13 protein-coding genes and 2 pseudogenes are annotated in these 14,490 nt (G+C 69.1%); 10 read left to right on the forward strand and 5 right to left on the reverse strand.

What is annotated here, in order from left to right; all coding sequences use genetic code 11:
* Nucleotides 1–72 precede the first annotated feature (72 nt).
* Together ACWIF2_RS15180 and ACWIF2_RS15185 are read right to left on the reverse strand one after the other, a co-directional pair.
* Nucleotides 73–2,223: an MMPL family transporter gene (locus ACWIF2_RS15180; RefSeq protein WP_454360705.1), complete on the reverse strand. Its 2,151-nt coding sequence runs from the start codon at nt 2,221–2,223 to the stop codon at nt 73–75.
* An 86-nt stretch (nt 2,224–2,309) separates the two neighbouring features.
* Nucleotides 2,310–2,603: an aromatic-ring hydroxylase C-terminal domain-containing protein gene (locus ACWIF2_RS15185; protein WP_454360706.1), complete on the reverse strand. Its 294-nt coding sequence runs from the start codon at nt 2,601–2,603 to the stop codon at nt 2,310–2,312.
* Nucleotides 2,604–2,832: 229 nt separating this feature from the next.
* Between ACWIF2_RS15185 and ACWIF2_RS15190 the strand changes: the two genes are divergently transcribed.
* From ACWIF2_RS15190 to ACWIF2_RS15205, 4 genes and pseudogenes are all read left to right on the forward strand, one after another.
* On the forward strand, nt 2,833–3,225 hold the full coding sequence (locus ACWIF2_RS15190; protein ID WP_454360707.1) for a hypothetical protein: 393 nt from the start codon (nt 2,833–2,835) through the stop codon (nt 3,223–3,225).
* Between the two features lie 493 nt (nt 3,226–3,718).
* A complete protein-coding gene (locus ACWIF2_RS15195) occupies nt 3,719–4,120 on the forward strand; it encodes a hypothetical protein (protein ID WP_454360709.1) in 402 nt (133 codons plus the stop codon).
* A gap of 264 nt (nt 4,121–4,384) precedes the next feature.
* Nucleotides 4,385–4,930: pseudogene (locus ACWIF2_RS15200) on the forward strand (SAM-dependent methyltransferase); the annotation flags it as partial.
* Between the two features lie 461 nt (nt 4,931–5,391).
* Complete coding sequence (locus ACWIF2_RS15205; RefSeq protein ID WP_454360711.1) at nt 5,392–6,270, forward strand: metallophosphoesterase family protein; 879 nt, start codon at nt 5,392–5,394, stop codon at nt 6,268–6,270.
* A 149-nt stretch (nt 6,271–6,419) separates the two neighbouring features.
* On the opposite strand, the gene ACWIF2_RS15210 is transcribed toward ACWIF2_RS15205, so the two are convergent.
* Both ACWIF2_RS15210 and ACWIF2_RS15215 read right to left on the reverse strand, forming a co-directional pair.
* Nucleotides 6,420–6,944: a nucleoside deaminase gene (locus ACWIF2_RS15210; protein ID WP_454360713.1), complete on the reverse strand. Its 525-nt coding sequence runs from the start codon at nt 6,942–6,944 to the stop codon at nt 6,420–6,422.
* Between the two features lie 203 nt (nt 6,945–7,147).
* Nucleotides 7,148–8,086, reverse strand: coding sequence for an RNA polymerase sigma-70 factor (locus ACWIF2_RS15215; protein ID WP_454360714.1), 939 nt, complete (start codon nt 8,084–8,086; stop codon nt 7,148–7,150).
* Between the two features lie 199 nt (nt 8,087–8,285).
* On the opposite strand from ACWIF2_RS15215, the gene ACWIF2_RS15220 reads away from it, so the two are divergent.
* Nucleotides 8,286–9,791, forward strand: a complete 1,506-nt coding sequence (locus ACWIF2_RS15220) for an MFS transporter (protein ID WP_454360716.1) — start codon at nt 8,286–8,288, stop codon at nt 9,789–9,791.
* Nucleotides 9,792–10,516: 725 nt separating this feature from the next.
* Here ACWIF2_RS15220 and ACWIF2_RS15225 read toward each other — a convergent pair.
* Nucleotides 10,517–11,320: pseudogene (locus ACWIF2_RS15225) on the reverse strand (alpha/beta hydrolase); the annotation flags it as partial.
* 103 nt (nt 11,321–11,423) lie between these two features.
* On the opposite strand from ACWIF2_RS15225, the gene ACWIF2_RS15230 reads away from it, so the two are divergent.
* The 5 genes from ACWIF2_RS15230 (at nt 11,424) to ACWIF2_RS15250 (ending at nt 14,361) form a co-directional block, all read left to right on the forward strand.
* Nucleotides 11,424–12,488, forward strand: coding sequence for a YihY/virulence factor BrkB family protein (locus tag ACWIF2_RS15230; RefSeq protein WP_454360718.1), 1,065 nt, complete (start codon nt 11,424–11,426; stop codon nt 12,486–12,488).
* 48 nt (nt 12,489–12,536) lie between these two features.
* On the forward strand, nt 12,537–13,082 hold the full coding sequence (locus ACWIF2_RS15235) for a phosphatase PAP2 family protein (protein ID WP_454360720.1): 546 nt from the start codon (nt 12,537–12,539) through the stop codon (nt 13,080–13,082).
* 129 nt (nt 13,083–13,211) lie between these two features.
* The gene (locus tag ACWIF2_RS15240) at nt 13,212–13,631 is read left to right on the forward strand and encodes a phage holin family protein (protein ID WP_454360722.1); all 420 of its coding nucleotides are present in this window, start codon (nt 13,212–13,214) and stop codon (nt 13,629–13,631) included.
* On the forward strand, nt 13,628–14,098 hold the full coding sequence (locus ACWIF2_RS15245; RefSeq protein WP_454360723.1) for a DUF3618 domain-containing protein: 471 nt from the start codon (nt 13,628–13,630) through the stop codon (nt 14,096–14,098). Before ACWIF2_RS15240 ends, ACWIF2_RS15245 begins: the two co-directional genes overlap by 4 nt.
* Nucleotides 14,095–14,361, forward strand: coding sequence for a DUF4235 domain-containing protein (locus ACWIF2_RS15250; protein WP_454360725.1), 267 nt, complete (start codon nt 14,095–14,097; stop codon nt 14,359–14,361). Before ACWIF2_RS15245 ends, ACWIF2_RS15250 begins: the two co-directional genes overlap by 4 nt.
* The last annotated feature ends 129 nt before the right edge of the window (nt 14,362–14,490 follow it).

The raw sequence follows: 14,490 nt of genomic DNA on the forward strand, positions 1-14,490 counted from the left end.
GGCCGTCGGGCCCATGAAGAAAATCCGGGGCGGGCCTGGGGCCCGTCCCGGATCTCGTCCGTGTCGCCGCACTCACCGTTGCAGCACGGGCTCCTCGTCGTCGGCGAGCGGCTGTTGACGGTCCGGCAGCTCCGCCGCCGGACGGGACAGCCGGCTCGGCCACCACATCCGCCGGCCGATCAGCAAGGTGAGGGCGGGCACCAGGACCGACCGCACCAGCAGGGCGTCGAGCAGCACGCCGAAGGCGACCAGGAACCCGACCTCGATCAGCATCACCAGCGGAAGTGTGGCGAGGACCGCGAACGTGGCAGCCAGGACCAGGCCTGCCGAGGTGATGACGCCACCGGTGGCCGAGAGGGCTTTGAGCATGCCCTCTCTGGTGCCGAGACGCACGGTCTCCTCCCGGGCCCGGCTGGCCAGGAAGATGTTGTAGTCGACGCCGAGCGCCACAAGGAACAGGAAGGCCAGCAGCGGCACCGAATAGTCGATGCCCTTGAACCCGAGGATCGTGTCGAAGACGAACACGCTGCCGCCGAAGGCCGCGGCGAACGAGACGATCACGGTGGCCATCAGGATCAGCGGGGCCAGGATCGCGCGCAGCAGCAGCCCGAGGACGATCAGGACGACGGCGAGCACCAGCGGGATCACCAGCTTCTCGTCGCGCTTGGTGGTCTCCTCGGTGTCGAGGTTCTCCGCACTCGGCCCGCCGACGATCGCCTCCGCCCCGCTCACCGCGTGCACGGCGGAGCGCACCCGCTTGATCGTGTCGTACTCCGCGACGGTGTCCGGCGCGTCCTTCGGGAACACGGAGATGTTGGCCCAGCCACCGGTGGTCTGCTCCGGGATGGCCAGGGCCACACCGCGAGTGTCCTTGACGATGCCGAGCACCCGCTCCTGGTGCGCCGGGCGCGTGAAGACCGTCATCGGCTGGCCGCCGAGCTCCGGGAAGTGCTGGCGGAGAACGGTGAAGCCGGAGACCGACTCCGGCGCGGACAGGAACTGGTCCTGCTCCCGCAGGGCGCCGGTGTTGCCGGCCAGCCCGAGGGCGAGCACTCCGAGCACTCCGAGCGAGCCGAGCGTGGCCACCCACCGGCGGCGGCTGATGGCGGTGCCGAGCCGTCCCCACAGCCCCGGCTTCTCCTCCACGGCCGTGCTGATGCGCGGGATGGCCGGCCAGAAGATACGCCTGCCGAGCACCACGAGCACCGCCGGGAACAGCGTCAGCATGGCCACCAGCGCGCACAGGATGCCGGCCGCACCGATCGGGCCCAATCCGCTGGTGCTGTTCAGGTCCGCGACGAGCAGGCAGAGCAGGCCGGCGACCACGGTGGCCGCGGACGCGACGATGGCCGGCGCCGCGCCGCGCAGAGCGTGGACCATCGCGACCCGGACGTTCTCATGGTGGTGCAGTGCCTCCCGATATCGAGCGATGAGCAACAGCGCGTAGTCCGTGCCGACGCCGAATACCAGGATCGTCAGCAGCGCCGAGTTCTGGTCGTTGACCACGATGCCGAAGCCCTTGACGAGCAGGTAGACGGTCCCCATCGAGGTCAGTGCGGCCACGCCGACGGCCACCAGCGGGATGATCCACAACACCGGGCTGCGGTAGGTGAGGATGAGCAGGAGCGTGACGACGGCGATGGTGGTGAGGAGGACCTGCACGTCGATGCCGTCGAAGACGGCATCCATGTCGCCGTCGATCGCGCCCGGGCCGGTCACGTCGAGTTCCAGGCCGGAGGGGCGGTCCTTCGTGGCGTCACGCAACGGGCCGACGATGTCCTCCGGTGCGCCGTAGGTCGTGCTCACCTCGAGGGTGAACATCATCGCCTTGCGGTCGGTGGAGGGGCTCGTCGGTGAGCCCTCGTCGTCCTCGCCGGCCTCCGCCGTCGCCTTCGGCGGGTACCGCTTGGCAAGGGTGTTGTAGTGGCGCTCGACCGTCGCGCGGTCGGCGTCGGTCATGCCGCCGGCGCGGTGGTACACGAAGACGAACGTGTTGTTGTCACCGCCGGGGAGACTGTCGTCCAGCGCCGCCACCTTGGTGGACTCGGCACTGGCCGGCAGGGTGTCTACGGCGCTGTCGGTGGTGACCGAGCTCAACTTTCCGCTCAGCGGAACCATGCCCGCCGCCAGCACCAGCCACAAGCCAATCACTAACCACGGCACCCACCGGCCTGCCAACCGACCGGCCGGCGCTTCCCCGGACGGCGCTGCGTTGACTGCCATCACTAGCCTCCTACATACGGGTTGCATCGCTTGTCTGGACGCCTACTTCGTACCGAGCGAACCTTGGACGACTGTTAAAGCGGTGCTCAGGCCGGTTGGCCGAACCATCTGCCGCACGCACGCACCAGCGTGGTGGCGTCGAGGTCCCGCCCGGTGGGCAAGGCCAGGGCGACACAGCCGTCGGGCCGGATGAGCAACGCGTCGACGTTCACCCGGGCCGTGCGGGCGGTGACGGTGTCGACCCGTCCGGTCCACACGGGCGCGGCGTCGCGGACCTCCGCGCGGTCGACGAGGTCGAGCAGGAGCCCACGCCCGTCACGCAGCAGGTCCGCCGACCGGGTCATCGCGGTGACGACGTCCGGGTCGGGCCGCTCCAGCACAGGGTGCCGACGAGTTGGTGGTCGTCGCCCAGGTCGTACCGGACGTCCATGCCGGCGACGTACCCCTAGGCGTCGTCGAGGTCCATCCGCATCAGGGCGATCTGGGCCCGGGTGCTCTGCAGCTGGGCGATGACCGCGGTGATACTGCGTCGGCTGACCGGGGCGACCACACCGGCGTGGCGCACCGCGCGACCGGCGGGGAGCTGACGCTCGGCGCGGTGCCGGCGCGGTGCCGGCGCGGCTGGAGCAGCGGGAACGCGAGATCACCGCACGGGCCGAGACGATGCGTGAACAGGTCGCGCAGCTGACCGCGCAGCTCGACGAACTCGGCCAGGCCGCCGAGGAAGTCCGGATCACCCGCAAGACACTGCTGGGGCTGCCCGACCCCGGAGCCGCCCGCGCCGCCGGCACCGAAGCTGCCGGATCATCCGGCCTACCAGGAGATCATGGCGGTGTTCACCGCGGCGACCACCCGCTGCGGGCCCGGCAGGTGTGCGAGGCCATGGACCTGGCGGTCGCGCCCAACAGCACCAACAAGGTCCGCCTCAAGCTCAAGCGGCTGGCCGGCCGCGGGATCCTGACCGAGACCGAGCCAGGCTTGTTCACCCAGCCCCGGCCGTAGCCGACCGACGTCGCCACGGCCTGCCCGCTCGTCCCGCGCGGAACAAAGAATCGGGCATCAGGTCTCATACCGCCCTCTCAGGGGGCTCAGCTAGAAAGGTCCCTGGAGCCGCCCTGCCGGCGCAGCGTCCCCGCCCAATAGCCATTGATCGCTGACTCTCCTGCTGAGGCACTGGCCGCACCGGCGTCGGCATGGTGGCGCGGTTCCGACAGCCACACCCGGCACATGCTTCCGATGGTCCGAACGCGATCACTCAGATGCGGGCCAGGAACCTGCTGGTGCGCAGCGCAGGGCGAAGGTGCAGTCTGAAGGTGGGGTTCAGATCGGTGAACCTCCCCAGCCGAGCCCTGACGAGGCCAAGGCACGGACCGGTCGGCGAACCAGTTTCGGCGAGGCGAGCCAGACACCTCGCGAGATGCGTGCGGAAGGCCCCCCGACAGAGAACGTCCTTCTCTAACCCAGGGAGTAGGTCATGCCATCCCTACACTTCCACGTGAACTCCTCGATGAGCCCAGATGAGGTGATGGGCGTGCTGACGAACTTCAGCCCTTCCCGTGTCGAGGAGTGGCCCTCCATCGATGCCGAGCACTTCCAGGTCCACGAGCGGGGTGATACCTGGGCGGAGGTGACCGAGGGGAACGACAAGTCGTGGGAGCGCGCACGCTACGAATGGAACCCCGCGACGAACAGGGTCACTGTCACCACGCGTGACTCGGTGCCCTTCGGCCCCGGGGGCTGGCAGTTTCAGATGGTTCCCACGGACAACGGCACCCGCGTCGACGTCAGACTCGAACGGCACCCCACCTCGTTCAAGTCAAAGATGATGTCCCCGATCATTCCCTTCGCCGGGCCGGTATTCCGTAAGTCCTTCAGGGAGCCGCTGCACACCACGTAGCCGCGCCGCTCAGGCACAGACTGCGTCAGCAAAAGGCGCAGGTGCCGCATCCGACGCTTGCATACCGAACCCCAACGGCACGACGGGACGGCTGGCACCGTCGGGTCGCGGGAGCGGGCCCAGCGGCCGGGCTGGCGAGGCCGGTAGGTGCGCCCGCTGCGCAATGCGGCGCAGCCGACCCTCGGAGGTCGCGTTCTGGTGGAGTGGTGTCGTCTGTGGATGCTTCAGCCGGTTCCGAGCCCGGTGCGAAGGAAGGATGTGGATGGCCTGCAGGTCGAGGTGGCAACCTTCGAAGCCTGGGAGCCGGCCGGCCGCAAGTTCGACGCGTTGATCGCCGCCCAGTCGTGGCACTGGGTAGATCCGGTCGCCGGAGCCGTGAAGGCGGCCCAAGTGCTGCGTCCGGATGGGCGCCTGGCGATCTTCGGGCACGTATTCGAGCCGCCGGCTGAGGTGGCCGAGCCGTTCGCCACTGCCTACCGTCGCGTGGCACCCGACTCGCCGTTCAGCAATCAACCGGCCCGTCGTCCGATGGAGATGTACGAAGCCGGGTACGCGCAGTTCGCCGACAGGATTCGCGAGACCGAACAGTTCACCCGCCCGGAACAGTGGCGCTTCGACTGGGATCAGTCCTACACCCGCGACCAATGGCTGGACCTGCTCCCCACCACCGGCGGCCTCACGCGACTTCGTCCCGACCAGCTGGCCGAGATCCTGGGCGCGGTCGGCGATGCCATCGATGCTCTGGGTGGTCGCTTCACGATGCGCTACACCACTTTGGCGACCACCGCCGTGCGCGCCGGCACCTCTTGATCCGTTACTGCTCGGTCGCGCGGGCAGCCCGTGTTCGCTACTCGTCCTCGGGCGTGGCAGCGGCACGCTGCCGGGCTCAGTCCCGGCGCAGCACCGCCCATCGGGCCCCAGCCCGCCTCCGCAGTGACCGCTGACCACGACGCGTGCCCCGGGGGAGACGTCCGGCAGTTCGGTGTCGGTGGACGAACGATCCGAGTCGGGCAGTAGGCCGGGGATGGTTGCGGACCGGCGCTCGGCACGAACTCGTGGAGGGCCTGGGCGTGCCGGACGGCGTGCCCGCTGCAGCGCCGGCGATGCTCAACACGGCGTGGGACTGCTGCGCCACTCCTGCTTCTGCCACGAGTTGTCCACCCTGGCCGTACTGGACTCGCTGATCGCGGTGGAGAGGAGGCGCTGAGTGAAAGGGGCCCGGCGGTGCCTGGGCACGACGTGCGGCGCGGCTGTGGCGCTAGGTTGACGGGATGAAGATCCTGCATCTGTCCGACACACACCTCGACCGCGCCGGCGGTCCGGACGCCGACGGGGCCGATGGTACGGCGGCGCTTCGGCGGATGCTCGCCGGCCTGGTCCACTTACGCGACCTCGACGCCCTCATCGTCACGGGAGACGTGGCGGACGATGGATCACGCGAGGGTTACGCGCGGGCGCGTGAGCTGGTGGGCGGCTACGCCAAGGAGCGTGGCGCATCGGTGTTCTACACGACCGGAAACCACGATGAGCGGGCGACGTTCAGCGAGGTGCTCGGCTGTGGCCACGCCCGCCCCGACGCGGTGTACGACGGGCCCGAGGGCGAGCGGGCTGCCGTGAGCACGGTCGATGGCTGGCGGGTCATCACTCTTGACTCCCTCGTGCCGGGCAAGGGCTACGGGAGGCTCGGCCGGGCCCAGCTGGACTGGCTGCGCGAGGTCTTGGCCACGCCCGCGGCGCGGGGCACGCTCCTGGCCTTCCACCACCCGCCGGTCGCGTTGGAGGTCGAAGTGCAGCGGGTTCTCGGGCTACAGGACGCGGACGAGCTGGGGACCGTGATCCGCGGAACCGACGTGCAGCTGATCCTCTGCGGTCACTTCCACCTTCAGATCGTGGGACGCCTGGAACAGGCAACGGTCTGGGTCACACCCGGCATCGTCAGTCGCATCGACCTGACTGCCCGGCCCGGCACTGAGCGCGCCGTGCACGGGCCTTCGGCCTCCCTGGTCCGGCTCGGCACGCCTCACGGACCGCTCATCCACACCCTCCACGCCCGTGACCCCCGCGTGGGCGAGACGGTCTACGAAGCCGATGAGGAGGAGATGCGCGAAGTGATCGAGAGACTCGGACCGGCCAGGACGAGCCCGAACTGAGTAGGGCGCAGTGTGTGACGTGCCGTCCGGCTGCGGGTCGGGCGGTGGCCACCGGCCATGCCGACTCGTGACTGAACGGGTGCGGGTGTACGAAGCCGGCGGCGATGCAGGGCACGGCGCCTGCTGTTCGCCGGCGTACCTGTCTGGCCTTACCTGGTGGTGGGCTCGGAGTCCGGCAAGCCCGCCAGCTCCGACGCCCACCGCCGCATCCCCGGGCTCTCCGTGACGTCGGCAAAGCGCCGGAACTGATCTCGGCATTGCCGCCGAAGGACACCGCCGGTGATGGCCGGAACCCGGGTGAACTCCTCCCCGGGCCGGTGCGGCTGCCATACGGCCCCGACGTTGGCTGCGCCATCGCTCGGGGATTCCAGTCCGAACCAGACCTGCGAGACCCCCATCGCCATAGCGGCTCCAAGGCACATCAGGCACGGTTCCAGCGTTACCGCAAGAACCAGCGGGTCGGACCGCTCTCGCCACCCCAACCGCTGATCCGCATCGATCATTGCCAGCAGGTCGGCGTGGACCAGCCGCCGGTTGAGCGTCTGTTCCTGTGTGTATGCCCGCCCGACGACTTCACTCCCCATGGCCACGACCGCGCCGATGGGCAGCTCGCCCGCCGCCAGGCCTTCCTCGGCGACCTCGACGGCCAATCCGACCAGCTGTTGGGGGGTCATACTTCGCGGCTCCAAGGATGTCCACTTGCCCTGTCCCGGCTCGGGGATTCTCCCTCACCGCATCGGCAGATCGATCAGGATCCATCACATCCATGCGGTTCAAGAACCATCCTGACGAGCTGGGTGCCGGGACCAGCCAGCTGCAGGGTGAAGAATAAGGTGTGACCCCATCGCAGGGATCACCTAACGCGGCGTTTTCCGGCTCAGCGGCTCAGCGCGGTCTCCTGCTCCACACGCGACAGCTTCGCGGGGTTGCGTACGTAATAGAACCCGGTGATGAGGCCGCCCTCGAGACGCATCGTCACGACACTGTCGATCTCCCCGTCACGCCGCACCACGAGTCCTGGCCGACCGTTGATCTGGACCGGCTCGACGCAGGCGTCTGCGCCGAGCCGGGTCAAGCCGATGCGCAGCAGTGCAGACACCTTGTCGGCCCCCACGACCGGGTGCAGAGTGGCCTGTTTGGTTCCGCCGCCGTCACCCAGGTAGACGACATCCGGGGCAAGGAGGTCGAGCAGGTTCTGCAGATCGCCCGTTTCGATCGCCTGTTGGAAGGCTTGTATCGCGGCGCGGTTGTCGGCCGGAGAGACGGCGGCGCGCGGCCGGCGCGCGGCGACATGAGCCCGTGCCCGATAGGCGACCTGGCGGACCGCGGCGGGGCTCTTGTCGACGACTTGAGCGATCTCGTCGTAGCCGAAGTCGAAGACCTCGCGCAGTACGAACACTGCCCGCTCGATCGGCGCGAGGGTCTCCAGCACCAGCAGCATCGCCATCGAGACGCTCTCCGCCAGTTCGACGTCCTCGGCCACGTCTGGCGCGGTCAGCAGCGGCTCTGGCAGCCACGGGCCGACATAGGACTCTCTGCGTCGGCTGAGCGTGCGCAGCCGGTCCAGCGCCTTCCGCGTGGCGATCCGCACCAGGTACGCACGCTGATCCCGCACCGAGCCGAAATCGACACCCACCCAGCGCAGCCAGGTCTCCTGCAGGACGTCCTCGGCATCGGCGGCTGAACCGAGCATCTCGTACGCGACGGTGAACAGCAGGTTGCGGTGGATGACGAAGGCCTGGGTGACCGAGTCGCGCTCGCCGCCGCGAGCGGACCGGACCGCGCTGTCCGTGGGCTGTTCCCTGCGCTCATTCATGGTCGGCTCCTGCCTACGTGTTCTCAACTGCCGTGCCCACACAAGACGCCGATGCCCACCGCCTTGTGACACCCATGGGCCAAGGCCCAGGTCGCACGCCTGCGTTGTTACAGGGCCCGGGTCGTCGGCGTCTGGTGAGCGTCAGGGCGCCGCGCGAACGATCCGCGCGGCAGGCAGCTCCACAAGTGAGGACGAAGTCATGGCACATACGAAGGCGCAGAGCCCGGCGGACGACGCGCGCCGCTGGGCCGCGCTGTTCTTCATCGGACTGGCCCAGCTCGTGATCGTTCTGGACGGCACGGTCGTGAATATCGCCCTGCCGTCGCTACAGCGGGATCTGGGGATCTCCGACGGCGACCGGCAGTGGGTCATCACCGGGTACACGCTGGCGTTCGGCAGCCTGCTGCTGCTCGGCGGCCGGATCGCCGACTTCACCGGCCGCAAGCGGACCTTCCTGATCGGACTGCTCGGCTTCGCCGGCGCGTCGGCGCTCGGCGGCGCGGCGAACAACTTCGAGATGCTGCTGATCGCCCGTGTCCTGCAGGGCGGGTTCGCCGCGCTGCTCGGTCCGTCCGCGCTGTCGCTGCTGACCGTGACGTTCACCCAACCCAAGGAGCGTGCCAAGGCGTTCGGGATCTGGGGAGCGATCACCGCCATGGCCGGCGCGATCGGGCTGCTGGCCGGCGGGGCGTTGACCGACTATCTGGACTGGCGCTGGTGCCTGTACATCAGCGTCCCGATCGCTCTGATCGCAGTGGTCGGCGGGTACGTGCTCCTGGCCGAGTCGCAGCGCGAGGGGAGGGCCCGATTCGACGTCCGCGGTGTGCTGCTGGTGACCGGCGGTCTGGTCGCCATCGTCTACGGCACCAGCCGAGCCGAGTCCGACGGCTGGGGCTCGGCGACGGTCATCGGCCTGTTGGCCGCCGGCGCTGTGCTGCTCGCGGCGTTCGCCTTCGTCGAGGACCGGGTGACGCAGCCGCTTCTGCCGATGCGCCTGATCGCCAACCGCACCCGCGGCGGCGCATACCTGAGCGCGGGACTGGCCATGGTCGGCATGTTCGGGGCGTTCCTGTTCATGACCTACTACCTGCAGGTCATCAAGGGATACTCGCCGATCAGGACGGGCGTGGCCTTCCTCCCGATGACCGTGGCGGTCCTGCTGTCGGCCGGCGGGCTCGCCACCCGGCTGCTGCCCAAAGTCCCCCCACGGGTGCTGATCGTGCCGGGCATGCTCCTTGTCGCCTGCGGCATGCTGTGGTTTCTCACCATGAAGACCGACACCGCCTACGTCGAGGGCGTGCTGGTCGCAGGACTCCTGCTCGGCTTCGGCGCGGGCCTGATCATGCCGGTGGCCTTCAACTACGCCACCCATGGCGTCGACCAAGGCGACGCGGGCGTCGCCTCGGCCAGCGTCAACACCGCGCAGCAGGTCGGCAGCTCGATCGGAACCGCGCTGCTCAACACGATCGCCGCCGGCAAGACCGCGGACTACCTGACCTCGCACGCCTCGCAGAGCAGGAGCCCGGCCATCGCCAAGCAGGCATTACTGGAAGGCTTCGAGACGGCCGGCACCTGGGCCGCAGGGATCCTCCTGGCCGGCGCGCTGATCGTCGCCGTCCTGATGAACACCCCACGCCCCGAACTCCCGACCTTCACCGAGGACATCGAAAGCCCGGGGGTGCCGAGGACGCAAAGCCCCGCGTGAGAGGTGCCGGGTGGAGCCGAGCCGGTGGTCTACTGCCTGGAGGGGGTTTCCGAGGCAGGCGCTGCCGCGTTCGGGCAGGCGGTCGGTCGGCTGTTGTCGCCGCCCGACGGTGACGCCGAACCCGTGGACGGTCTGTCGGTGGTGGACGTGTGTCCGCTGCCCGGCGGGAACAGGGGGTGGCTCTCCGGGCGCAGAACGGTCGCCGCGGTGGGTGCCCTGTTCTGTGCCGGGCTGGTGGCGGCCGGGGGCGGGGACAGGCGGCCGCGCTGCTCGGTGGTTCGGTCGCGTTGTACGCCGGGTGTTTCATGATCTACGCCGGGGCCCGGGCGAACATGGAGGACTGGCGACTGAACCGGCGCGGCATCACCGTCCGTCCGCCGGGCGACGGCATCGAGGGAACGGATGACTGAGGGCGACGACACCTCGCCCGAGCCCTGAGATGAACCGGGGTGGCGCCGGTAGGACACCAAAGGCGCCACTCCGCCAGGCAGTCCACGGTGTGGGCTGGAGCGCTCCCGGCACCGGAACCGACCAGCCCCGGGCTTGCCGCGCGGCTCCGTGAGGATCGTGGAGCCGGCACTCGCCCTGAGGGGCAGTAGCACGACTTCAACGCGGTGGTCGAACGCCGAATGTCGCCCACGCGAGGCTTCCTCGGTTCGACACGGAACTGAGGGTTCAACGGTGAGGTTGACCGGGGCGTGGGCGGTCTCGGCCAGGCTGATCCGATGGTGGCCGGAGTCGATGCCGTGGCCGAGTACGTCTCCTGCCGCCCACCGGCGCCAGATCTCCAGGGGGTCGCCGTACAGGTCCTCCAGGTCATCCTGGAGCGTCCACAAGATCAACGCCGGGCAGTGAATGCGTCTTCCGGCGGCCTGGTCCTCCTGTTCGTGCTCCTTGTCGATCGTCAGGCCGGCGCGATAGTCCTCCAGCATCGCGCGCACCACGTCCGGATTCCGCGTCGCCTCCCGCCACTCGTCGTAGTTCTCCTGGCCCATGCTCCGTGGATCGCCGCGGTACCAGCTGTCCGGATCGGCGTTGATCACCCGCTCAGGGATGTCCGGCTGGGCGAAGAAGAACCAATGCCACCACTGGGTGGCGAACTCGGCATTGATGCGAGACAGGTGCTCGGTGGGGGGCAGGCAATCGATCAGCGTCACGCGCGAGACCGCATCGGGGTGATCAAGTGCAAGGCGTAGCGCGACGCTGCCACCGCGATCGTGTCCGGCGAGCGCGAAGCGGTCATGGCCCAAGCGGCTCATCACCGCGATCACATCACCTGCGACGGCTCGCTTGGAGTGCACCGCGTGGTCTGCCGTGGGCGCCGGGCCCCGGGAGCGGCCGTAGCCCCTGAGGTCGGGACAGACGACGGTGAAGCCGCGCCGGACAAGGAGCGGGGCCACGCGGTGCCAGGTCGCGGATGTCCTCGGATGACCGTGGAGCAGCACCACGGGGGGACCCTCGCCACCGTGGCGAAGGAGGATCGATGCCTCATCGAGCTGAACCCGTCTGGTCTCGAAGCCCTCGAACAAAGACCCTCCCCGGCCCGTTCGGGGCCAAGACGCGGAAAAGGGATTATCTGGATGAATTAGGCAAATGGTGTATGGGTGGTCAGCGGTCGGATACTCGCCGGGCATGGTGCGGACACTGAGACAGCATGGAAAGCACGGCGGGCACGCCACGGCCGGCCACGAGGCCGATACCGGACAGGGGACGGTTCCCGGGCCGGATGAACAGGTGGAGGAGCGGGCCCCTGACAGGCTGAAGGACCTGCCCAAGGGCTCCTGGAAGAAGGTGCTGAAGGGGTCTCTGAAGGAGTTCAAGAAGGATGAGCTGACCGACCGGGCCGCGGCACTGACGTACTACGGAATCCTGGCGCTGTTCCCGGCACTGCTGGCGTTGATCTCGCTGCTCGGGGTCGTCGGCCAGTCGGCGACCCAGCAGGTGCTGGACAACATCCAAAAGCTCGCCCCGGGCGCGGCGCAGGATGTCCTGCGCAACGCGGTGCAGCAGATGCAAGGCAACGCGGGGCTCGGTTCGATCGTGGCGATCGTGGGTCTGGTGCTGGCGGTGTGGTCGGCGTCCGGTTACGTCGCCGCGTTCATCCGCAGCGCGAACGCGGTCTACGACCTCCCCGAGGGGCGCCCGGTGTGGAAGGTGCTGCCGGTCCGGGTCGGTGTGACCGTGGTTCTTATGGTGCTGGCCGTGGTCAGTGCGGTGATCGTGGTGTTCACCGGCGGCCTGGCCCGACAGGTCGGCACCACGCTGGGCCTCGGGGACACATTCTTGACCGTGTGGTCGATCGCGAAGTGGCCGGTGCTGATCATCCTGGTCACGGTCATGATCGCGATCCTGTACTGGGCGACACCGAACGCCAGGGTCCGCGGCTTCCGCTGGATCACGCCGGGCAGCTTCCTGGCGGTGATGATCTGGGTGATCGCCTCGGCGGGATTCGCGCTGTACGTGGCCAATTTCGCCTCGTACAACAAGACCTACGGCACTTTCGCCGGCGTGATCATCTTCCTGGTGTGGCTGTGGATCACGAACCTGGCGATCCTGCTCGGCTTGGAGTTCGACGCCGAGCTGCATCGCCAGCGTGCCGCGGCAGGCGGCCATCCCGCCGATGCAGAACCGTACGTCCAGCCCCGCGACACCCGGAAGTGGGACGAGGAGGACCACCGCCGGCTTGAAGAATCCTGAGTGGTGGATCACCGAAGTGTGAGCGGGCCGTTGGCGGGAGTTCTGGTCATGAGATGGAGAGCGGAGCTGCGAGACGGCGATCACCGGCTGGCCAGGCGGGTGATCGCCGGCGGGCCGCCGTGGATGCGGCGGGTCGCGCCCATGGTGGACGAGGCGGCCGGGCGCACCAAGCTGTGGTGCGCGGCGGCCGGAGTGCTGGCGGTCGCGGGCAGGTGGCGCGGCCGGACGGCCGCCGCCGCGGGCCTCGCGGCCATGACGATGGCGCAGCTGCTGTCCAATGCGGTCGTCAAGCAGATGTACCGGCGTCGGCGCCCGCCGGAGGAATGGGTGCCGGAGGAGGAGCTTGAAGAACGGCCGGACAGCTCGTCCTTTCCCTCCGGCCATACCGCGGCCGCGTTCGCCTTCACGGGCGCCGTGACGACGGTGTGGCCGGCCGCCGGTGCGGCATGTGCGGTGCCCGCGGGCCTGGTCGCCGCCCAGCGGGTGCACAGCGGTGCCCACTATCCCACCGACGTGGCCGCCGGCGGTGCGATCGGGCTGACCGCGGCGGCCCTGATACGCGCCGCGCCCCGCCTGCTGCGGCATGTGGTCTGACGAGCGCTCCTGCGGTGGCCAGGGGAGGCCAGGTCGCCGAGCGGTCGGCGCGCCGGGACAACTCATGACTGCGCGACCACACGTCCACCGAAGAACGCCTGAAACATTGAAGGAGGAAGGTGAGCACCCATGACATCAGCCAGCTCCCCCCGCACCGGCAACACAGCGCAGGAACCGGTCGGTGAACTGGTCCAGAGGGCTTCGCAGCAACTGTCGCAGCTGGTGCGCGATGAGATGCGTCTGGCACAGGCGGAGATGACGCAGAAGGGCAAGCGGTTCGGCAAGGGCGGGGGCCTGTTCGGTGGCGCCGGCCTGATGGGTGTGCTCACCCTGCAGGCACTGGTGGCCACCGTGATCGCCGTGCTGTCGCTCGCGATGGACGTGTGGGCGGCGGCGCTGATCGTCACCGGCGCCCTGGCCGCCGTCACCGGGCTGATGGCGATCCTCGGCAAGCAGCAGATCAGCAAGGCATCACCGCCCACGCCCGAGCAGACCCTGGACAGCGTCAAGACCGATGTGGCCGAGATCAAGGAAAGGGCACAGCAATGACTCAGAACAAGCCGCACACGAGAGGTGAGGCGACGCCCTCCCCGGAAGAAATGCGCGAGCGGGTCGAGGAGACCCGCGAGGAACTGGGTGAGACCGTCGAAGCGCTCGCGGCCAAGACGGACGTCAAGAGCCGTGCGCAGGAAAGGTCAGTCGCCGTCAAACAGCAGGTCGCCGAAAGGAGCACACAGGTCCGGACCCAGCTGCGGGAGAAAGCGACCCAGGCGGCCCACCTGGTGCAGGACAGGACCCCGCAGCCGGTCCGCGACAAAGCCGCCGCAACCACCGAGCAGGTCCGCGACAAAGCCGTGCACGTCGGTCAGCTCGCCCGGGAGAAGGCTCCCGAGCCGATGCGCGAGAAGGCCGACCAGGGCATGCAACTGGCGCGGACCAACCGCACCCCGCTCATCGCCGGGGCCGCCGCGCTCGTGGCACTGCTGCTCGTGCGCCGTGCCAGGAGGCGCCGATGAACACCTCGAAGATCGCCTACAAGCCCGTCGGCCTGGCTCTCGGCGCCGTCAGCGGTGTGGCGGCCGGCGGGCTGTTCAAGCAGGTCTGGAAACGGCTCGGGCACGAAGAGGACGCTCCCGACGCAACCGACGAGGAACGCACCTGGCGCGAGGTCATCCTGGCAGCCGTCCTGCAAGGAGCGATCTTCGCCGGTGTCAAAGCCGCCGTCGACCGCGGCGGCGCCGCCGCGACCCGCCGCCTGACCGGCACCTGGCCAGGCTGACTCGGTCCCGGCAGAGCCTGCCTGAACGTTGCTATCAGTGCCCACCGAGACGCGCCCTGGACCGGGACCAGCGGGTGTCGACGATGCCGCCCGTCACGGCGATGACCTCACCGACCGTGTAGCTGGAGT

This window comes from Streptomyces sp. NPDC055506, from assembly GCF_053643595.1.